Annotated in this window: 24 protein-coding genes; 10 read left to right on the top strand and 14 right to left on the bottom strand. The window is 67.8% G+C overall.

Annotation, left to right across the window (positions count from 1 at the left end; genetic code table 11):
* Positions 1–895: 895 nt before the first annotated feature.
* A complete protein-coding gene (locus KBY57_RS13470) occupies positions 896–1,171 on the bottom strand; it encodes an NAD(P)H-quinone oxidoreductase subunit O (RefSeq protein ID WP_254996406.1) in 276 nt (91 codons plus the stop codon).
* Between the two features lie 87 nt (positions 1,172–1,258).
* Between KBY57_RS13470 and KBY57_RS13475 the strand changes: the two genes are divergently transcribed.
* Entirely contained in the window at positions 1,259–2,194 is a 936-nt protein-coding gene (locus tag KBY57_RS13475; RefSeq protein WP_254996407.1) for a TIGR01777 family oxidoreductase, read from the top strand.
* Here the strand turns inward: KBY57_RS13475 and KBY57_RS13480 are convergent.
* The 4 genes from KBY57_RS13480 to KBY57_RS13495 form a co-directional block, all read right to left on the bottom strand.
* Positions 2,151–2,417 (bottom strand): hypothetical protein, encoded by a 267-nt coding sequence (locus KBY57_RS13480; protein WP_254996408.1) that lies wholly within the window; start codon positions 2,415–2,417, stop codon positions 2,151–2,153. The two genes, KBY57_RS13475 and KBY57_RS13480, sit on opposite strands and share 44 nt — an antisense overlap.
* Positions 2,414–3,658: a lipid-A-disaccharide synthase-related protein gene (locus tag KBY57_RS13485; protein WP_254996409.1), complete on the bottom strand. Its 1,245-nt coding sequence runs from the start codon at positions 3,656–3,658 to the stop codon at positions 2,414–2,416. The genes KBY57_RS13480 and KBY57_RS13485 overlap by 4 nt, the downstream gene beginning before the upstream one ends.
* On the bottom strand, positions 3,655–4,092 hold the full coding sequence (locus KBY57_RS13490; RefSeq protein ID WP_254996410.1) for a hypothetical protein: 438 nt from the start codon (positions 4,090–4,092) through the stop codon (positions 3,655–3,657). Before KBY57_RS13490 ends, KBY57_RS13485 begins: the two co-directional genes overlap by 4 nt.
* A 97-nt stretch (positions 4,093–4,189) precedes the next feature.
* Positions 4,190–4,609: a HesB/IscA family protein gene (locus KBY57_RS13495; RefSeq protein WP_254996437.1), complete on the bottom strand. Its 420-nt coding sequence runs from the start codon at positions 4,607–4,609 to the stop codon at positions 4,190–4,192.
* Positions 4,610–4,721: 112 nt separating this feature from the next.
* On the opposite strand from KBY57_RS13495, the gene zds reads away from it, so the two are divergent.
* The 3 genes from zds to KBY57_RS13510 are packed head-to-tail and all read left to right on the top strand — an operon-like array spanning position 4,722 to position 7,154.
* Positions 4,722–6,209, top strand: coding sequence for a 9,9'-di-cis-zeta-carotene desaturase (zds, locus tag KBY57_RS13500; RefSeq protein WP_254996411.1), 1,488 nt, complete (start codon positions 4,722–4,724; stop codon positions 6,207–6,209).
* Between the two features lie 8 nt (positions 6,210–6,217).
* A complete protein-coding gene (locus tag KBY57_RS13505; protein ID WP_094561525.1) occupies positions 6,218–6,661 on the top strand; it encodes an SRPBCC family protein in 444 nt (147 codons plus the stop codon).
* A gap of 10 nt (positions 6,662–6,671) precedes the next feature.
* Positions 6,672–7,154: a hypothetical protein gene (locus tag KBY57_RS13510; protein ID WP_254996412.1), complete on the top strand. Its 483-nt coding sequence runs from the start codon at positions 6,672–6,674 to the stop codon at positions 7,152–7,154.
* Here KBY57_RS13510 and KBY57_RS13515 read toward each other — a convergent pair.
* The 5 genes from KBY57_RS13515 to KBY57_RS13535 are packed head-to-tail and all read right to left on the bottom strand — an operon-like array spanning position 7,138 to position 11,446.
* Positions 7,138–7,947, bottom strand: coding sequence for a uroporphyrinogen-III synthase (locus KBY57_RS13515; protein WP_254996413.1), 810 nt, complete (start codon positions 7,945–7,947; stop codon positions 7,138–7,140). The genes KBY57_RS13510 and KBY57_RS13515 overlap by 17 nt on opposite strands.
* Before the next feature lie 18 nt (positions 7,948–7,965).
* Positions 7,966–9,174 carry a glycosyltransferase gene (locus KBY57_RS13520; protein ID WP_254996414.1) on the bottom strand — a complete coding sequence of 403 codons (1,209 nt, stop codon included), beginning with the start codon at positions 9,172–9,174 and terminating at the stop codon, positions 7,966–7,968.
* A 43-nt stretch (positions 9,175–9,217) separates the two neighbouring features.
* Positions 9,218–10,855: a glycoside hydrolase family 3 N-terminal domain-containing protein gene (locus KBY57_RS13525; protein WP_254996415.1), complete on the bottom strand. Its 1,638-nt coding sequence runs from the start codon at positions 10,853–10,855 to the stop codon at positions 9,218–9,220.
* Complete coding sequence (gene rbfA / locus KBY57_RS13530; protein ID WP_254996416.1) at positions 10,845–11,237, bottom strand: 30S ribosome-binding factor RbfA; 393 nt, start codon at positions 11,235–11,237, stop codon at positions 10,845–10,847. The genes KBY57_RS13525 and rbfA overlap by 11 nt, the downstream gene beginning before the upstream one ends.
* A gap of 2 nt (positions 11,238–11,239) precedes the next feature.
* Entirely contained in the window at positions 11,240–11,446 is a 207-nt protein-coding gene (locus tag KBY57_RS13535) for a DUF751 family protein (protein WP_254988769.1), read from the bottom strand.
* Between the two features lie 65 nt (positions 11,447–11,511).
* On the opposite strand from KBY57_RS13535, the gene KBY57_RS13540 reads away from it, so the two are divergent.
* A complete protein-coding gene (locus KBY57_RS13540; protein WP_254996417.1) occupies positions 11,512–12,231 on the top strand; it encodes a glutathione S-transferase family protein in 720 nt (239 codons plus the stop codon).
* Here KBY57_RS13540 and KBY57_RS13545 read toward each other — a convergent pair.
* Positions 12,188–12,853: a DUF6816 family protein gene (locus KBY57_RS13545; protein WP_254996418.1), complete on the bottom strand. Its 666-nt coding sequence runs from the start codon at positions 12,851–12,853 to the stop codon at positions 12,188–12,190. The genes KBY57_RS13540 and KBY57_RS13545 overlap by 44 nt on opposite strands.
* Between KBY57_RS13545 and KBY57_RS13550 the strand changes: the two genes are divergently transcribed.
* Positions 12,852–13,112: a chlororespiratory reduction protein 7 gene (locus KBY57_RS13550; protein ID WP_254996419.1), complete on the top strand. Its 261-nt coding sequence runs from the start codon at positions 12,852–12,854 to the stop codon at positions 13,110–13,112. The two genes, KBY57_RS13545 and KBY57_RS13550, sit on opposite strands and share 2 nt — an antisense overlap.
* 2 nt (positions 13,113–13,114) lie before the next feature.
* Here KBY57_RS13550 and KBY57_RS13555 read toward each other — a convergent pair whose 3' ends face one another.
* Positions 13,115–13,741 (bottom strand): shikimate kinase, encoded by a 627-nt coding sequence (locus KBY57_RS13555; RefSeq protein WP_254996420.1) that lies wholly within the window; start codon positions 13,739–13,741, stop codon positions 13,115–13,117.
* A gap of 71 nt (positions 13,742–13,812) precedes the next feature.
* On the opposite strand from KBY57_RS13555, the gene KBY57_RS13560 reads away from it, so the two are divergent.
* Together KBY57_RS13560 and KBY57_RS13565 are read left to right on the top strand one after the other, a co-directional pair.
* The gene (locus tag KBY57_RS13560; protein ID WP_254996421.1) at positions 13,813–14,826 is read left to right on the top strand and encodes a 6-pyruvoyl trahydropterin synthase family protein; all 1,014 of its coding nucleotides are present in this window, start codon (positions 13,813–13,815) and stop codon (positions 14,824–14,826) included.
* Between the two features lie 9 nt (positions 14,827–14,835).
* Positions 14,836–15,507, top strand: coding sequence for a RibD family protein (locus KBY57_RS13565; protein WP_254996423.1), 672 nt, complete (start codon positions 14,836–14,838; stop codon positions 15,505–15,507).
* Here the strand turns inward: KBY57_RS13565 and KBY57_RS13570 are convergent.
* Entirely contained in the window at positions 15,480–15,875 is a 396-nt protein-coding gene (locus KBY57_RS13570) for a hypothetical protein (protein ID WP_254996425.1), read from the bottom strand. The two genes, KBY57_RS13565 and KBY57_RS13570, sit on opposite strands and share 28 nt — an antisense overlap.
* A 74-nt stretch (positions 15,876–15,949) precedes the next feature.
* Between KBY57_RS13570 and KBY57_RS13575 the strand changes: the two genes are divergently transcribed.
* Complete coding sequence (locus KBY57_RS13575; protein WP_254996426.1) at positions 15,950–17,140, top strand: GNAT family N-acetyltransferase; 1,191 nt, start codon at positions 15,950–15,952, stop codon at positions 17,138–17,140.
* The gene (locus KBY57_RS13580; protein ID WP_254996427.1) at positions 17,133–17,516 is read left to right on the top strand and encodes a DUF4346 domain-containing protein; all 384 of its coding nucleotides are present in this window, start codon (positions 17,133–17,135) and stop codon (positions 17,514–17,516) included. The genes KBY57_RS13575 and KBY57_RS13580 overlap by 8 nt, the downstream gene beginning before the upstream one ends.
* Before the next feature lie 30 nt (positions 17,517–17,546).
* Here the strand turns inward: KBY57_RS13580 and KBY57_RS13585 are convergent, their stop codons facing one another.
* Positions 17,547–19,154, bottom strand: coding sequence for a B12-binding domain-containing radical SAM protein (locus tag KBY57_RS13585; RefSeq protein ID WP_254996428.1), 1,608 nt, complete (start codon positions 19,152–19,154; stop codon positions 17,547–17,549).
* Positions 19,155–19,190 lie beyond the last annotated feature (36 nt).

A 19,190-nucleotide genomic window follows, 5' to 3' on the forward strand; every position in this document is an offset into this window, starting at 1 on the left:
GGGATATTCTATGGCTTGAAACAGAAGAATTGCTCGTCACTGCATAACCGATCTAGCGAGCTTCCTGCACCCATGTCTCTTGGCTGAAATCAAGGCAGCTTGCTGGAAGCTTTTTCAGGAGTCCCTACTTAAGGTGTTAATTGCCCCTAGTGGTTCGTTGTGGGCGCGCGGCTTTGGTGATGTGTGGCTTTCAGTAGGCTAGATATGGCCCCCGGAGCTAGCCAAGTCATGTCGCCAGCTCTTTGTTAAAGCGTTGCAGAGTGAATAGGCGCTGGCAAGAGCCGCTGTAAGAGAGACTTTAAGATTGGTTGACCCCGTATCTTCCAAAGGCTTGAAAGTGAGGCCTATCCAAGTAGCGCAAGCAATAGATTGTTGTGCTAACAGGTATGGATGATCGTCACAAGCGTTCCTGTTGGCAGCCAGATTCCCCAATGGTTGTGGTTTTTTAGAGGGCTCCAGAGCGGAAGGGGCATGAGAATGCTTAGGACGATTCCCAAAATAGCGTTGGGTCGAAATGGACCTGTGATGAATCTCTCCGGTGGCCTGATGCCAAACACATCGGCGCCCGTGAAGGCCTGCAGCAGTCCATCGCCAATCAAGGCGGCGATCACCACCACTGGGCCGGTCTACAGCTACTGGTGATCGGGGCGGTTGCGCAGTCCATCAAGCACACTCAGCCCTGCCAGGGTCATGAGGGCGACTGAGGCGATTTCTGCTAAGCCGTTTTGCCGGCTCCGCCAGGGCGGGGAAGCACCCCGTAGGCTGATGGCCAAGTGCTGCAGGGCTTAACCCACCAGCGTTACCCGATATTCCCAGGGGAACGGCTGCCAAGCCACCAGCATCAGGGCAAACAGTCGGCAAAGAGTGGTCAGGGTGCAGGATTGGCGCAGGGCCTTCAAGCGGTGAAGTCCTCCAGTTGATCCAGGCGCAGCCACACATCCGGCACCGGCCGGCGCCAACGCAGCTGGGCGTAGTCGCCCTTGATCGCCAGGATCTCGCCGGGCCCCTCGATCACATAGCCCGGCAGGCCATCGCTGGCGCTCGCCTCCAGGCTGCCGGCGTAGGCCGTACGGTTGATCCGCACCAGGCTGCCTTTCTTCAGTGCCGGCTGGCTGGGAGGAGCGGCGGGGGCGGCAGTGGCAGAGCCGGCGGCAGCGGGGGCGTCAGCCATGGCAAGAACTCCAGTTGGCCACAGGCTAAGGCCGGCGGCGCAGGCCAGGCTTCGATGCCTATCGTCCAAGAACGCGAGAGAGGAAGGATGCGCCTGCTGCTGCTGGGTTGCTCGGGGTTCGTCGGCCGGGAGCTTGTTCCCTTTCTGCTCGAGCTTGGTCACGAAGTGACCTTGGTGAGCCGTCAGGCTCAGCCCTTCCCGGCCCTGGTGGGCAAGCGTCTCGCCTGCCTCCACTTTGATCCCGCCGATCCCGCCAACTGGGCCCACAACGGCCTCGACGTGGCTGTGTCCCAGTCCGATGGCGTGGTGAACCTGGCTGGCGAGCCGATCGCTGAGCGCCGCTGGACGCCGGCCCACCGCGACGTGTTGCTACAGAGCCGCGTGCGCACCACCGAGCTGCTGGTGGCGTCCATGGCGCGGCTTGAGACGCCCCCGGGGGTGCTGGTGAACGGATCGGCCGTGGGCTTCTACGGCACCAGCCTGGAGGCCCGCTTCCAGGAAACCAGCCCGGCCGGCAACGACTTTCTGGCCGAAATCTGCCAGCGCTGGGAAGACGCCTCCGATCAGGCCCCCGTTGGCTGTCGGGTTGTGAAGCTGCGCATCGGCATCGTGCTGGGCCCCGATGGCGGTGCTCTCGGCAAGATGCTGCCGGTGTTTCGGATGGGCTTCGGCGGCCCCGTGGGCTCCGGTCGCCAGTGGATGAGCTGGATTCACCGCCACGACCTCTGCCGCCTGATCGCCACCGCCCTGGAGGACGTCTCGTTCAGCGGGGTCTACAACGCCGTGAGCCCGGAGCGCACCACCATGGGCAGCTTCGCCCGTGCTCTGGGGCAGGCCCTGGGCCGGCCCAGCCTGTTGCCCGTGCCTGGGCCGCTCCTGCAACTGCTGCTCGGTGACGGTGCCCAGGTGGTGCTCGAGGGTCAGCAGGTGCTGCCTGAACGTCTACAGGCCCAGGGCTTTGCCTACCAATACCCCCAGCTCAACGCTGCCCTCGCTGCTGCCACCAGCCCAGCAGCCCACTGAGCAGGGCGGCCCCCATCAGCAGCCCGATCGCCGGGGTGAACAGCGGCTCCCACAGCCGCTGAAACAGCTCCAATGGGGCTTCCACCTTCTGGCTGTGCAACACCACCGCCGTGGCAAACCAGAGGGCTCCGGCGATCACCACAAACACATCCACCACCAGCACCGTGTCCATGGCGCCTTTGAGCTGCCGCAGCAGGCCTGGAGAAGAGTCGGGCGCCGTCATGGCCGATTCGGGGAGGGGAGGGCGGCAGGATCCGCCAGAAGCTCCATGATCGCCGAGGCCATCGCGGCACTGCCGCCCGGCCTGCCGATCCGCTCCAGGCCGATGGCCGCCAGCTCTCGCTGCAATCGGGGGCCGTGGTGGGGATCGCGCTGCTGATCCAGCAGGGTCTGCACCAGGTGGGCCGAGGTGGCCAGGGTGCGGGCCTGGCCACTGGGGCCGGGGGCGCAGTGCACGCCGGGGCCCAGCAGCCGGCGCTGGGCTTCGGCAAAGCCCGCCGTGAACTGAGGGCCCCGCCCCGCCAGCTGCAACACCGGCTTGCCCAGCCCCACCGCCTGTTCGGCGGCCGTGCCGGCGGTGCACAGCACCAGCGCCGCGCCGCGCAGGATCTCGGTGAACTGCCCCCAGCCCAGCTCCAGCAGCAGCGGGCCGCGCACCAGGCGATCCTCCCCCTCCAGCCGCCAGCCGAGGCTCTGCCCCAGTTGGGCGATGCGGCGGCGGTCCAGGTCGGGCACCAGGGCGGCCCGTAGCCGCAGCCCCTGGACTTGCATCCAGTTGTCCGGCAACAGCGCCAACACCTGCAGCATCAGGCCCAGGTTGCGGGCTGCTTCCGGCAGGCGGCTGCCCGGCACCAGCGCCAGTTCCAGGCCCGCCGCTACCGCGTCCGGCGGGTGCTGCTGCCTGTGGGGGTTGGCCGCGCTCACCACATCGAGGAAGGGATTGCCCAGAAAGTGCACTGGCCGCGCCAGTTGCTGCACCAGGTCGGTGGCGGTGAGGGAATCGCGGCTCCAGATCGCCCGGATGCTGGGCCGACCCAGCAGCCAGCCGCAGGGCCAGGGCAGCCGCAGGCGGCCCTCGTAGTGGCTCGAGTAGGCAACCAAATACACGGCGGTGGGTAGCCCCGACAGCCAGCCCCCCAGCACCGCCAGCACATCGCCCACGGCCACCACCAGCCCGTAGTGCCGCCGGTGGAGGCGCAGCAGCAGCAGCCGGCCCAGAACGTAGAGCAGTTGGCCTTCCAGCAGCTCGCTGAAGCGTCCGGCCAGGCTGGTGTAGCCCAGGCCGCCGGTGCTGCAGCTGCGGGTGCGCCCCAGCACCGGCACCCCCAGCTGGCGATAGGGGTTGCCATGACCCACCAGGGGCAGGGCTGTCACGGAAATGCCTTGCTGGATCAGTTGGGCAGCCACCAGGGCGCCGCTGAGGTCCTCCCCGTGGCCGTTGCTGAGCAGCAGAACCGGTTTCAAGCCGCCAGCCAGGCCTTCACCTTGCCCATCGCCTTCCAGCCCGGTTTGCGCTGGAGGCCATCGGCGATCGACTCCTGCAGTTCTTCGGCCATCTCCGGCGCCATCGTCATCACCCGTTGCACGATTTCGATGTGCTCGCGTACACCCTTGGCTCCGGTTTCGAGCATGGCCAGGCTCAGATTGATGCGGGCCTGGGGGTCCTGGGGATTGAGGCGAACGGCCGTCTTGGCGGAGCGCAGGGCTGCCTGGGGCTGGTCGTCGAGCAGCTGCAGCCAGGCCAGGCAGGTCCAGCCAGCCGACTGTCCGGGGGCCTGTTCGGTGATGGCGAGGAAGCTGTCGATCAGCTCTGCCGGCGCGCTCCCTTGTTGGTAGCGCTCCATGGCCTGGTCAAACAGGGAGGGGGCTTCCTCGGTGGTGGCTTCGGGGGAGGTCATGGCGCAGTGACAGGCCTGATCGTGGACTCAGATTGCCACCTTGTTGGTCAGCTCCACGATCAGCGGCGAGGTCTGCGTTCAGGAGCTTGGCCACGGCCTACACCGCAAACGAACTGCCGCAGCCGCAGGTCTGGGTGGCGTTGGGGTTGGTGAAATTGAAGCCGCCGCCGATCAGGGCACTGGAGAAATCCAACTGCATCCCGTAGATGTAGAGGAGGCTTTTCGGGTCGCACACCACCTCGAAGCTGGGCGCCCCAGTGGGCTCATAGGTGTAGCGCTCGTCGTCGCTGCGGATCTCGGCGGGATCGATGAAATCCATCGTGTAGCTCATGCCGCTGCAGCCCCCCGAGCGCACGCCCACCCGCAACACCTTGTCTGGGCCCTGCTGCTGCATCAGGGCGGCGAGCTGCTTCATGGCCGGCTCGGTGATCTGGATGCCTTTGCCATCTCTGGCGGTGAAGGTGGCCTGGGGGGCCGCGTCGGTTGCGGCCTGGGCTTCGGCGATCTCGCTGCTCATCATGGGCGGGTGATCGGGGGCGTGGGCCTGTTGCCGCCACTGTATGGAGCCAGCCCAGCCGCTGCCGGGCTGGCCCGCTCCATAGAGTCGTTCCCACTCAAGGAGCAGCAGGGTGCGCGTCGCCATCGTGGGTTCAGGACTGGCCGGCTTGGCGGCGGCTGTGGATCTGGTGGATGCCGGCCACCAGGTGGATCTTTACGAGGCCCGGCCGTTCATGGGCGGCAAGGTGGGCAGCTGGGTGGATGAGGGCGGCAACCACATCGAGATGGGGTTGCATGTGTTCTTTTTCAACTACGCCAACCTCTTCGCCCTGCTGCGCAAGGTGGGGGCGATCGACAACCTGCTGCCCAAGGACCACACCCACCTGTTCGTGAACACGGGCGGCGACCTGCGTGAGCTGGATTTCCGCTTCGCCCTCGGCGCTCCCTTCAACGGCTTGAAGGCCTTCTTCACCACACCCCAGCTCGACTGGGTCGACAAGCTGCGCAACGCCCTGGCTCTGGGCACCAGCCCCATCGTGCGCGGCCTGGTCGACTACGAGGGCGCCATGAAGACGATCCGTGAGCTGGATCGCATCAGCTTCCAGGAGTGGTTTGTGGGCCATGGCGGCAGCCAACAGAGCATCGAGCGGATGTGGAATCCGATCGCCTATGCCCTGGGCTTCATCGACTGCGAGGCGATCTCGGCCCGCTGCATGCTCACCATCTTCATGATGTTTGCGTCCAAAACCGAGGCCTCCAAGCTCAACCTGCTCAAGGGTTCGCCCCACCGCTGGCTCACCGGCCCGATCTTCGACTACATCCAGCAGCGCGGCGGCCGGCTGCACCTGCGCCACCGGGTCACCGAGATCCACTACGAAGAGGCTGGCGCCACCCCTGGCGCCAACACCCGTGTCACCGGCCTCACCCTGGGCACCCCTGAGGGTGAAATCCAGGTGCAGGCCGATGCCTACCTGGCCGCCTGCGATGTGCCCGGCATCCAGCGGATGATCCCTGAGGCCTGGCGCTGCCACAGCCTGTTCGACAACCTCTACCAACTCGAAGCGGTGCCGGTGGCCACCGTGCAGCTGCGCTACGACGGCTGGGTGACTGAACTGGGCGACTCCCCCGCCGCGCAGACCGCCCGCGGCGATCTCAGTCATCCCGCTGGCCTCAACAATCTCCTCTACACCGCCGACGCCGACTTCAGCTGCTTCGCCGATCTGGCCCTGGCCAGCCCGGAGGACTACCGCAAGCAGGGCCTGGGCTCCCTGCTGCAGTGCGTGCTCACCCCTGGCGATCCCTGGATCCCCAAGAAAACCGAGGAGATCGTGGCCGCCACCGATGCCCAGGTGCGCCGGTTGTTCCCCTCCGCTGCGGGGCTCACGCTGGTGTGGAGCAACGTGGTGAAGCTGGCCCAGTCGCTGTATCGGGAGGCGCCGGGTATGGAGCCCTACCGACCGGAGCAGCGCACACCGGTGAGCAACTTCTTTCTGGCCGGTAGCTACACCAAACAGGACTACATCGATTCGATGGAAGGCGCCACCATGAGTGGACGTCTGGCCGCTGCGGCGATCCTGGACCGCCCGGTGGCCCTGGCCACCAACACCTCTGTTGCGTAGGAGATTCCATGGGCCGTTGGCTCGAGCACAGCGTCACCACGGACATCCGGGCCTCGGTTGAGCAGGTGTGGGAGGTGTGGAGTGACCTGGAGTCCATGCCTGAATGGATGCGCTGGATCGAGTCGGTGGTGACCGAACCGAACGACCCCGATCTCACCGACTGGACCCTGGCGGCCCAGGGCTTTCGCTTCCATTGGAAGGCCCGGATCAGCCAACGGGTGGAGGCCCAGCAGTTGCACTGGGAGTCGGTGGGAGGCCTTCCCACCAAAGGGGCGGTGCGCTTCTATCCCCAAGCCCCCCAACTGACGGCGGTGAAGCTGAGTGTCAGCTATGAGTTGCCGGGGGTCTTGGCACCGCTGATGGAACCCAGCATCCTGGGGGGGATCGTCACCAAAGAGCTCCAGGCCAACCTGGACCGTTTCCGTGACCTGGTTGAAACCCGTTATGCCTAGGTTCGCCGCTGTGGCTGTAGGCACTGCGCTGCTGCTGGCCTCCTGTGGTGGGGAGCAACCCCCGGAGATGTCCAGCCAGCTGCCGCCGCCTCGTTCGGCCGCGGTTGGGTCGTCTCCAGCCGCCCCATTGCCGGTGGCCGATCCTGGGCCCCTGGCGGGGCTCACGCCCCTGCCGAGTTCCAACCAGGTGGTGGCCTCCGTCGCCGCCGGCCGGGTGGATCCGTTTGCGCCGGTGGGGGGCGCTGGAGCGGGTGCGGCGCCGGACCGGCTCAGCCTGCCGCCGGGCCTTGTTTTCAATGGTGTGATCCGCTCCGGCGGCACGCCTGAGGCCCTGGTGCAGTTCGGGGGCGAGACCGGCACCCTGCGGGTCGGCCAGCGCGGTGGTCGCACCACCCCACTGCTGCCGGCGGGTTGGAGCGTGGCCAGCATTGATGTTCAGCAGGGGCGCCTCACCCTGCGGCAGGGCAAGCAATCGGTTACGGCTGAGCTCTGAGGCTGCGGCTGCAGGCCTCCACCAGGCCCGCCAGGTCGTGGGGATCGGCTTCGCCATCCACCCGGCCCAGCAGCTGCCGGCAGCGGTCGCTGGTCTGGGGGCCGATCGACACCACGGCCACCCCATCCAGCTGGCGCGGCCAGGCCGGCCCGTAGGCCGCCTCCAGCATCCGGCAGGTGTGGCTCACGGTTTTGCCGCTGCTGAAGGTGATGGCGTCGAGGCGCCGTTGCTCCAGGGCTGCCAACGCGGCGCTGGGCAAGCCCTCCGGGCAGCGGGTTTCGTAGGCCGCCACCTCCACCACCCGGGCTCCAGCCTCGGCGAAGGCTTCTGCCAGGAGGGTGCGGCCACCGCTTTGCACCCGAGGCAGCAGCAGCCGCAGACCCCATCCCGAGGCAGGGAAGTGTTCCAGCAGACTGTCGGCCACGAAGCTGGGCGGAATGAAATCGGCGGGCGCGCCAAGCGCCTCCAATTGGGCTGCCGTTTTGCGGCCCACGGCGGCCAGCTTCAGGCTGGCGGGGCGCCGGGCCAGGGAACGGCCCAGGCGGCGCAGCCGCTGCTCAACGGCCTCCACCCCATTGCCACTGGAGAACACCAGCCAGTGGAAGTCGTCGAGCTCGGCCAGGGCGTCGTCGAGGGGCCCCCATTCATCGGGGGGCGTCACCACCAGCGCGGGTAGGTCGACCACCGTGGCGCCGGCCGCCTCGAACAGGCGCCGGGCTTCCCCCAGCTGGGTCTCGGCCCGGGTCACGGCGATGGTGCGGCCGCTCAGGGACAACTCGGGGGCCATGGTCATGGCGGTGCAGTCCTGGGGTCAGTCGTCCAGCTTGACCATCGTGCCGGCCTGGCGGCGCAGCGCCTCGGCCTCGTCTCCGCGGTTCTGCTGCACCAGCAGCGCGATTGCCTGGCGGAAGGCCGAACGGGCGCCGGGGATGTCACCGCCGAGCAGCAGCGCCACCGCCAGATTCTGTTGGGCGGCGGCCAGGTTGGGATCGCGCTGCAGGGCTGCGCGATAGGCCGCGATCGCATCCGGGATCCGGCCCCGCCGCCGCTCGACCAGCCCCAGATGCAGCCAGCCCAGGGCCAGCTCCGGGGCAGCTGTGGTGGCTTCGCGGCAGAGGCTGCAGGCCTCCTCCAAGGCCCCACGCTCCTGCGCCTCACCCTGCTGCAGCAGCCCGGCCAGGTTGAGCCGGGCCGCCAGGGTGAGCCGCGGCGGCAGCGGCAGGGCCAGGGCCTGGCGGTAGAGCTGCTCGGCGCGGGCCCGGGCGCTGCTGGTGTGGGCGATGGCCAGGTGCAGCAGTAGCTCGTAGCGCTCGGGATGGCTGAAGGGCGGGCAGTGGACCAGTCCCTGCTCCAGCAGGGCGATGCCGCGCTCGCGGTTGCCCTGGCTCACCTCCAGGCTGCCGAGCTTGGCGCAGGCATAGGGGTCGCCCGGGTGGGTGGCCAGGTCGGCTTCCATGGCCTGGCGCAACCGCTCGGCCTTGGCGCCGCTGGCCAGCAGCTCGGGCCTGTAGCCGTCATGGGCGAGGGCCGGCACATCGCAATCGGCCAGGCGCCAGTGGGGCTCCTGCTCCAGCAGGGCCAGCACGCTGTCATCCACCATGGAGTGGTAAGGCCGGCTCCAGTGGATGGCCGGATGGCGGCGAAACAGGCGGCTGACGTTGGAGTAGGGCGACTGAGCCGCCCCCCGCTCCTCCCGCAGCAGGTTGATCAGCAGCAGATCCGGCTGCGCCATCAGCTCTCGCAGGGGTTCGCGGGCCTCGGGCAGCAGCCATTCATCAGCATCGAGCACCAGCACCCAGTCGCCGCGCACGTGCTTCAGGGCCGCATTGCGGGCCGGGGCGAAATCACCCGGCCAGGGCAGCCGGTGCACCACGGCGCCGCAGGCCTCGGCCACGGCGACGGTGGCATCCGTGGAGCCGGTGTCGAGCAGCACCATCTCATCCACGAACCCCGCCACCGAGCCCAGGCAGCGCTCCAGCCGCTCGGCTTCGTTGCGCACGATCATCGAGAGGCTGAGCATGGGCCGAAACCGGGTGGAGCGCCGGATGCAGGAACGCGCAGGCTCAGTCGGTGAAGCCGGCGCCGGCGTCAGTGTCCCCCAGCCCCAGCCCCCTGCCCAGCCGGTTGAGGGCTTCCGCCTGGGCCAGGGGCATCTGGCCGGGGCTGTAAACCGCCGGAACCCCCGCGGGCAGCAGTGGCCGCAGCTCCTCCCACAGGTAGGGCGAGCCATACACCACCACGCCGGCCAGCCGCCCCGCCGCCACCAGTTGCCGCAGCGCGGCTGGCCAGGGTTCGGCGCTGCCGGCGCTGCCGCGGAAGGGATTGCCCCGCACAAACAGCTGCAGCAGCACCGGCCCCGGGCCCAGCCGCTCCAGGGCGAGCGGGGCATCGGGATCGCCGCTCCACAGGCCTGGGCTGCGGCTCTCCAGCAGCACGCTGCGCCAGCCCCGGGCTTCGGGGCGGCTCAGGGCTGGGGCGGTGGCGGGCAGAAAGGCGGCGGCCAGGGCCGAATCCAGGCGGATCAGGTTGATTCCTGGCTGTCCGGCCATCGGGTCCGTGGCAGGCCCGCCGCCATCCGGCGTTGTCTCCAGGCTTGCCTCCAGGGTGGCGCGCACCAGCTCTAGGGCCAGGGCCTGGTCGGGCTGGGCGGCGGCTTCGGGGTCTGGTGCGGCTGCCGGTTCGGCGCAGCACGCGAGGGCCCTGCGGCGGCGCTCGGCACTGGCCTCGAGTTGGACCCGGCTGAGTCGGCCGCTGTGCACGGCCTCAGCGATGGCCGCAATGGCGGCCGCGGCATCGGCGGGCATCAGCACCAGGTCGGCGCCGGCCTCCAGGGCCAGCACCGCCGCTTCACCGGCGCCGTAGCGGCCGGTGATCGCCTCCATCACCAGGGCATCGGTTACCACCAGCCCGCCAAAGCCCAGCTGCTGGCGCAGCAGCCCGGTGAGCACCGGCTTCGACAGGGTGGCGGGCCGCTCCGGATCAAGGGCGGGCAGCATCAGATGGGCGGTCATGACTGAGGCCACCCCGGCGGCGATCGCCTGCTCAAAGGGCGGCAGTTCGATCGCCGCCAGCCGCTCGCGGCTGTGGGGCAGCAGCGGCAGGGTGAGATGGGAATCGCTGCTGGTGTCGCCGTGGCCGGGAAAGTGCTTGGCGCAGGTGAGCACCTTTTCGGATTGGGCGCCGCGGATGAAGGCCGCCGCCAGCATCCCTGCTGCAATCGGGTCTTCGCCCCAGGCCCGCACGTTGATCACCGGGTTGGCGGGATTGTTGTTGACGTCGCACACCGGCCCCAGCACCCAGTTGAGGCCCAGGGCCCGGGCATCCCGGCCGGTGCAGCGGCCGTAGCGCTCAGCCAGGGCGATTGCCCGCTGCGGCTCCTGCCGGTAGAGGCGCCCCAGGGCCAGCGGCGGCACCAACCAGGTGGCCCCGTCAAAGCGTTGGCCCACCCCTTCTTCCACATCGGCGCAGAGCAGCAGCGGCTGGCTGGCCCAGCGCCGCAGCTGGGTGCAACGCAGAGCCACCTCCGCTGCGCTGCCGCCCAGCAGAATGACGCCGCCCACCCCTGCCTCCAACAGGGCCCGGATCTGGGCATTGGGAAGTTCCCAGCGGGGGTAGCCCCGTTGGTGGTCGGCGAGGGTGCCGCTGGCTCGCACCACCAGCAGTTGGTGAATCAGCCGCTGCAGGTCGGCCTCAGAGCTCACTGGCCTCGGCCGGTTCACCTTTCTCCTGCCGCTGCTCCTCAAGTCGGTTGAGAAGGCCCAGCACCGAGGTGCCCTTTTCAAGGCCGCGGTCGAGCACGAACACCACCTCGGGGGTGCGGCGCATCTTCAGCCGCCGGCCCAGCTCACCCTTGACGTAGGCGCTGGCCGAGCGCAGGCCCTCCATGGCCTGGCTGCGGTCGTCCTCGCTGCCGAAAATGCTCACGAAGATCTTGCAGTGCTGCAGGTCGCCGGCCACCTCCACTGTGGTGACGCTCACCATGCCCTGGCTGACCCGCTCGTCCTTGATGCCGCCGATCAGCAGCTCACTCACTTCGCGGCGGATCAGGGAGGCCACCCGCTCCACCCGTCGGCTCTGTGCCATGGCTATGCCAGCGGTGCTGGGTTCACCATCGCACGCAGGATCAGCACCAGGCTGAGCATGCCGCTGACGCCCGCCCCGATCAGGGCCACTGCCGTGACCGGATTGCGGCCCCGGGCTGCGAGGGGTTCGAACACCGAATTGGCTACCCCAAGACCGAAGGCCACCAGATAGCGCGGGTAGCGCGTCACGTTCAGGAAGAAGTCCTTCATTGCCCGGAGTGGTCGGTGCCTGCTGCGTGCTGGCTACTCTGCCGCCCAGAGGCGGGGTTTGACACATGCAGCTGCACCAGTTCAGGCATTCCGCCTTCTGCGAGAAGGTGCGGCTCGTGCTTGCCGCCAAGCGCCTCGACTACACCGTGGTGGAGGTCACCCCCGGCATCGGCCAGCTGGAGCTGTTCCGCCTTTCGGGCCAGCGCCAGGTGCCGGTGCTGGTGGATGGCAGTGAGGTGATCGCCGATTCCACCGCGATTGCGCTCTACCTCGAGCGGCACCATCCTGAGCCGCGCCTGCTGCCGGAGGCCCCGGCGGAGCGGGCTCGGGTGCTGCTGATCGAAGACTGGGCTGATACGGCCCTGGCCGCGGGCTGTCGGTTGGCCCTGGTGCAGGCCGCTGCCAGCGATGCCGTGCTGCGCAGCGCTCTGTTGCCGGACTCCACCCCGGGTCCCCTGCGTCAGCTGGTGAGCAGCCTGCCGGCGGGGGTGATGGCCGGCGTGGGCGAGGCGGTGGCCAGCGTGGTGGGCACGGCCGAATGCCAACAGCTGCAGACCAACCTGGAGCAGCTGGCGTTGTTGGTGGCCGACCAGCCCTACCTGGTGGGCGACCGCCTGACGTTGGCCGATCTAGCCGTGGCGGCCCAGCTGGGGTTGTTGAAGTTTCCAGCCAGCAGCGGCGCGCCCCTGGCGGGTCTGGGGGTCAGCGGCATCGCCGACCATCCCCTGCTGGGCCCCCTGTTCAGCTGGCGGGATCGGATCGCGGTGGAAGCGGGACGGGGCTAACGGGCGTCAGCTCCAGGCTGTAGTGGCCGTTACTGCTGGCCGCGGCGGCCAGCCCCAGGGCCGGTGAGGGGTAGCTGGCCTGCCACTGCTCGGTGCTCACCGAGCCGTTGGGGTTGAGGCTGTAGCGGCTCAGGGTTTCCACCCGGCTCACCCGCGGATCGCCGGGGCCATGCAGCACCTGCAGGGCCAGCTCATCGGTCCAGAAGTGGGTCGGATCCGGCTGTTCGCTGCGGCGCCCCACCACCGTCGATTCCAGCTGCTGATCGCCGGTCAGCACGGCGATCTGGCGGTTGGGGTTGGCCGGATCGTTGGTCACCCGCAGCAGCGCTTTGCCCAGCAGGGCCCGGCCGATCGCCGTGGCGTTGAAGGCCCTATTTCCCACCACCGCGCCGATTGCGTTGCGTTCGAACTGCACCCGGTAGTCCAGGTCGTCGCTGCGCACCTGCCAGCCGCCCTCCATCCAGGCGGGATAGGCGAGGTCTTGGTGGCCGGGTCGGTTCGAGGGGCGCTCGAGGGGGGCGGGCAGGCGCCATTCGGGCCAGTGGGCGGCCCGCTCCGCCAGCACGCCGGGACTGACCGCCAGCAGCAGCGCCAGGATGGGGGCCAGTAGGGCGCCAGTCATGTCCGATCCCCTGTTGCGGGAGCTTGATCATTACGTGGTGCTGGAGCCTGCCGGCGAGGAACGGATTCTCACGGCTGCCGAAACCCTGGCCTGGCTCGCTTCCCAGCTCACGGCCCTGGAGCAGGTGCCGGCGGATCTGGCGGCTTTGGCCACTCCTGCGGAGCAGGCCCAGCGGCTGTTGGAAACGGCCTGCGAACTCGAGCTCGCCCCAGGCTTGTCGATCCAGTGGTTCGCCGTGCGACTGGAGCCCCCCGGCTGAACTCAGTTCAGGTTCGCGGTGGTCTCACCGTCGCCGTTCTGGAGGCGGATCGGGGCTTCGGGGGCTTCGGCTGGCTCTTTGAGAATCGCTGGCAGGGCCGCCAGCACCTGCTGGGCCACTTGGGCCGGGTCTTCTCCCCCCTGCGGCACCTGCAGGTCGGCCTGGCGGTAGAGCGGTTGCCGCTGGGCCAGGAGCTCGCCCAGGCGGGCGCCGGGATCGTCGGCCTGGAGCAGGGGCCGGGGGGTGGGATCGGCTCGGAGCCGCTCCAGCAGCAGCGGTGCCGGCGCATCCAGCCACACCACCACGCCCTGGCGCATGTGTCCCCAGTTTTCCGGCCGGGTCACCACCCCGCCGCCGGTGGCCACCACCAGGGAATGCCAGCCAGCGATCTGGCCCAGCACTGCCGTTTCCAGCTCTCGAAAGCCAAGCTCCCCGTCGCTGGCGAAGATTTCCGGGATGGTGCGGCCCGCCACCTGCTGGAGGGCGTCGTCGGCGTCGAGAAACCGGTAGCCCAGCGCTTCAGCCAGGGGCCGACCGACCGCACTCTTGCCGGCGCCCATCATGCCGACCAGATACAGGTTGAGCCCCTGCAGCCGCTGGGCCAGGGCGTGGTGGCTGGGGGTGGTCATGGGGAGGTTCTGATGGCACAAACGCCGCGGCCCTGGCCGTTTCTAGGATGGAGGGCCTCCAGTCCTGGGCGATGACGGCCACTGCAACCGCCCAAGGCCCAGCCCATGGCCAGGGCCCAGCCCATGGCCAGGGCCCAGCCCATGGCCAGGGCCCAACCCATGGCCAGGGCCCAACCCATGGTCGCGGTCGCCCCTGTGTAATCACGCGCCGGGCCACCTTCAGTGCCAGTCATCGGTATTGGTTGCCCGAGCTCAGCCCCGAGGACAACCAGGCCCGCTTCGGGCCCTGCAGCCTGGCGCCGGGTCACGGCCACAACTACACCCTGATCGTGGCGATGGGTGGGCCCCTGGATGCCGATGGCATGGTGCTCAATCTCTCGGAGGTGAAGCACGCCATTCGCGCCGAGGTCACGGCTCAGCTCGATTTCCGCTATCTCAACGAGGCTTGGCCGGAGTTTGATCTGAGCCGCCCGGAGGGTCGGCTGCCCACCACCGAAGCCCTCTGCCAGGCCATCTGGACTCGCCTGGCCCCCAAGCTGCCCCTGGTGGGGCTGCGTCTGCACGAAACCGAAACGCTCTGGGTCGATCTGCTCGCCCCCGGCTCCACCCCGACTCCCATGGAAGCTTTCCTCTCGATCCGCACCCACTTCGCCGCCGCCCATCGCCTGGCCCGGCCCGAGCTCTCCCAGGGCGAGAACGAGGCGATCTACGGCAAGTGCGCTCGGCCCCACGGCCACGGCCACAATTACCTGCTCGATGTCACGGTGCGAGGTCCGATCGATGCCCGCACCGGCATGGTCTGCGACCTGGCGGCCCTGCAGCGGCTCGTCGACGATCTGGTGGTGGAGCCCTTCGACCACACCTTCCTCAACAAAGATGTGGAGCATTTCGCTGCCACTGTGCCCACGGCCGAGAACATCGCCCTGCATATCGCTGATCTGCTGAGCGCCCCGATCGCCGCCACCGGCGCCCGGCTCCACAAGGTGCGCCTGCAGGAGAGCCCCAACAACGCCGCCGAGGTGTTTGCTGAAACCCCCCAGCTGGAGATGGTTCCCGCTGCCCTGGAAGCCCTGGTGGCCGGCTGAGCGCTGCCGGTGTCTCACCTGCTGGTGCCCTCTTTGCAGGCACCAAAGCTGCGACTGGTGCTGGCCGTCAGCCTCGACGGCCGCCTAGCTCCCCCAGACGGTGGCGCTGCCCAGCTTGGCGGTGCGGGGGATCGTCGGGTGCTGGAGGAGGCCCTGGCCTGGGCCGACGGCTGCCTGATCGGTGCCGAAACCCTGCGGCGCCACGGCAGCACCTGTCTGATCCATGCCCCCGACCTGCTGGCTCAGCGGGCCGCTGCCGGCCGCAGCGACCAGCCGGTGGCATTGGTGGTGACCCGCACTGCCCGGATTCCTGCCGAGCTGCCGTTCTGGCAGCAGCCCTTGCAGCGCTGGTTGCTGGCTCCGGCGGGGGCGCCTCCCTTGCCGGGTTGTGACCGGCATCTGGGTCTGGAGAGTTGGTCTGCTGCCCTGTCTGCCCTCCAGGCAGCCGGATTGGAGCGGCTGGTGGTGCTGGGCGGCGCCACTCTGGCGGCGGGCCTGCTGGCGGAAGGCTGGATCGAGGAGCTGCAGCTCACCCTCTGCCCCCAGGTGCTGGGCGGACCCCATAGCTGGGTGCCGCTGCAGGCGGCGATCCAGGCAGGCGCCTGGCGTCTCGAAGAGCATCGGCGCCTGGAGGGCGATGAGTTGCTGGTGCGTTACCGCCGCGTTTTGGCGAAGCCCTGAGCCAGCTCCTTGAGGGGGATGTGCTGGAGGCTGCCGGCGGGCAGACCCAGCATGCGCGCCAGGCAGCGTTTCACCACCATCTCGCTGTCGGCGCCGAAGTCGCCGCGGATCAGTTCGCCCAACACCGCCAGGCTGCGGCCGCCGGAGGCGGTTTCCTGCACCAGGCACTGGCTGGTGGGCTTGGCCAACTGGGCGCAGGGCGCCTCGAGTTTGGCGGCCAGGCTGGCATTGCCGGCGGATGCCGTTTCCACGCACACGGTTGTGAGCCGCTGCTCCAGCTGGGGGCGCATCAGCTGCAGCACCGGCAGCAGCAGGCTGGTCAGCAGCACGGGCGTGAACAGGTGCGCCGGGGCGAACTGGGTACGCATCAGTTGGGGCACCAGGGCAGCACAGCTCTGGTTAGTTTTGCCCCTTCCTCCCCTTGTCGGCCGTCGTAGCAGCCATGGCTGAGTTGCAGGCCCGCTGGCATCAGAGCCTCTCGGAGATCCCGGAGCACCGCTGGGATGCGTTGCTGGCTGCCGCCCACCCCCAGGGCTTGCCGTTTTACCGCTGGCGCTGGCTGCACCAGCTCGAGGCCAGCGGCAGCATCGTGCCGCGCGAGGGATGGCAGAGCTGCCACCTGGGGCTGTGGCGCGGTGGGGAGTTGCTGGCGGTGGCCCCCCTGTATCTCAAGGGTCACAGCTACGGCGAATTTGTGTTCGACCAGAGCTTCGCCCAGCTCGCCGGACAACTGGGCCTGCGCTACTACCCGAAGTTGGTGGGGATGAGCCCGGTGAGCCCGGTTCAGGGCTACCGCTTCCTGATCGATCCGGCTGAAGACGCTGCCGCGCTCACGGCCCTGATGCTGGAGCTGATCGATGACTTCTGCCGTCAACAGGGCATCCTCAGCTGCAACTTTCTCTATGTCGATCCCCAGTGGCAGCCCCTGGCTGAGGCGGCCGGTTGTGCGGCCTGGGTCAACCAGCAGAGCCTGTGGACCAATCCTGGCCACAGCGATTTCGACGCCTACCTGGCCAGTTTCAATGCCAACCAGCGCCGCAACATCAAGCGGGAGCGCCAGGCGGTGGGGGCTGCAAGTCTGACAGTCACCCCGCTGGCGGGGGATGCCATTCCCCCTGCGCTGGTGCGGCGCATGCACGACTTCTACGCCCAGCACTGCAGCCGCTGGGGTCCCTGGGGCAGCAAATACCTGAGCGAGACGTTCTTTGAGGCCCTGGCTACCGACCCTGAGCTGCGCCGGCATCTGGTGCTGTTCAGTGCCCACCGCGGCGAACCGATGCAGCCTGTGGCGATGTCGCTGTGCGTGCATGCCGGCGATCAGCTGTGGGGGCGCTACTGGGGCAGCGACGAGGAGATCGACTGCCTGCACTTCGAGGTCTGTTACTACGCGCCGATCGCCTGGGCGATCGAACGGGGCATCCGTGGGTTCGACCCCGGGGCCGGCGGTAGCCACAAACGCCGCCGTGGCTTTGTGGCCCAGCCGCGCGTCAGCCTGCACCGCTGGAGTGATCCGCGCTTTGCCGGGATCCTGAGCCGCTGGTTGCCAGGTGCCAATGCCGAGATGGCTGAGGCCATGGCGGCGATGAATGCCGAGTTGCCCTTCACGGCTTCCTACGATCCACCCCATGCCTGATGTGCCCTTCACCCGCCAAGAGCTCGACGACCAGCTCTCCCAGCGGTTTATCGATCTGGATCCCGCCGGCTATTTCCTGATTCGCATCGATCGGGAGGCGGCCGAGCTGGTGGCCGAGCACTACGGCAATGGCATTGATGAGCGGGGGCTGGCCACCGATCCAGACACCGGTGAGGTGTTGAGCTGCCGCGGCGGTGGTCCCCGCCGGCCGGTGGCCGTTTATCGGGCTCGATCCGCCAAGCAGCTGGGAATGGCCCTCACGGAGGGATCCGGCCCCCACCCCCTGAGCCGTCTGGATCATGCCCTGTATCTCGGTCGAGAGCTCCAGCGCGCCGAGGCCTGCCTAGAGCAGGGCCTCGACTATGTGCAGGACTGAACGCGTGCAGGACTGAGAGCTTCAGGCCTGTCAGGCCGGCTGCAACTCGCGGCTGGGTTCAACTGGGGCCTTGGGAGGATCAGGCGGCAGGGTGGCGAGTTGCTCCTCGATTTCGCGGCGCACGATGGCGCGGTATTCGAGGAAATGCTCGTTGTGGGCCAGGATCGAAAGGAAACCGGTGAAGCGCTTGGGGTTGTGCTTCGCCATGCCATAGAGGGCTTTCCAGAAGCGCACCCGCGTGTTCCGCTTCACCCCCTGGCGCCAGAGAATGATGCCGAGAGCGCGCAGATCAATCCAGCTGGGAGGCTTCGACGGACGGCTGCCCGGAACGATGAGCTCCTTGTATTTCTGGGGCGGTAATTTCAGGAAATACGAATAAACGCGATCAATGAAAGCATTCGGTTCGTAGAGCGCGCCAAAGGCATCCACGTATTCATTGGCGATATCACGAATCGGCCGCGTGGGAATGAAGTTGAGCAGGTTGGTCTGGTTAACCCCTTTCGCGGCGGCTTTGCCTTCGATCAGCCGCCCTTCCTTATCAAGGCGATGCCAGAGGGCTGTGTTGGGGAGAGCCTGCAACATGCCCATCATCGCGTGGGGAATGCCGGTGCGCGTCACAAATTCAACGATCCGGCGCCCAGCCCCTTCTTTTTCGCCATCGAATCCGATGATGAACCCCGCCATCACCCGCAGGCCATAGGACGTGATCTTGTTGACCGAATCCTCCAGGGAACTGCGGGTGTTCTGAAGTTTGCCGGCGGTTTCCAGGCTGGATTCGTCGGGGGTTTCGATGCCGAGGAAGACGCTCTCAAAGCGACATTCCACCATCATCTGCATCAGATCGTCGTCAGCGGCGAGGTCGACCGAGGCCTCGGTAGCGAAGCTGAAGGGGTAGCCGTGGTCGATCTGCCACTGGCGCAGCAGCGGCAGCAACAGCTTTACGTTGCGCTTGTTGCCGATGAAGTTGTCATCCACCAGAAATACGGAGCGCCGCCAGCCCAGGTCGTAGAGGTACTGGAGCTCGGCAACCAGTTGCTCTGGCGCTTTGGTGCGTGGCTTGCGGCCATACAGCACGATGATGTCGCAGAACTCGCACTGGAAGGGGCAGCCTCGGGAGAACTGCACCGACATTTCCGAATAGGCGTCCAGCTCGAGCAGGTCGAAGCGCGGGATCGGCGTTCCGGTGACGTCCGGCTTGACCCCATCGGAGCTGAATCGGCCTTGGCGTTCGCCCCGCTCCAGGGCTTCAATGAACATTGGCAGGGTGATTTCGCCCTCGTCGAGGATCTTGAAATCGGCCAGATCGAGTTCCGGCGCATCCGGGGTTGAACTCGCAAACGGGCCGCCCACGGCCACCGGGATGCCTCGCTGTTTGGCCTTGGCGATCTGCACCGCCATGTCGCCCTTTTGCACGATCATGCCGGAGATCACCACCAGCTCTGCCCAGTCCCACTCGACATCGGTGACCTCGCGCACATTGCGGTCCACCAGCTTCATCTCCCAGCTCTGGGGCAGCAGGGCCGCCACCGTTACCAGGCCGAGCGGGGGGAGAAGGACCTTGCGATCGATCAGCTCGAGGATTTTTTCGTAGCTCCAGAAGGTTTTCGGGAACTCGGGGTAGACAAATAGGGTGCGCATACAGGCAGCAGAGCTGGGAAGGGGCTGAACCAGGGC

Origin of the sequence: Cyanobium sp. Aljojuca 7D2, assembly GCF_024346415.1 — a bacterium.
Lineage (GTDB): Bacteria > Cyanobacteriota > Cyanobacteriia > PCC-6307 > Cyanobiaceae > Cyanobium_A.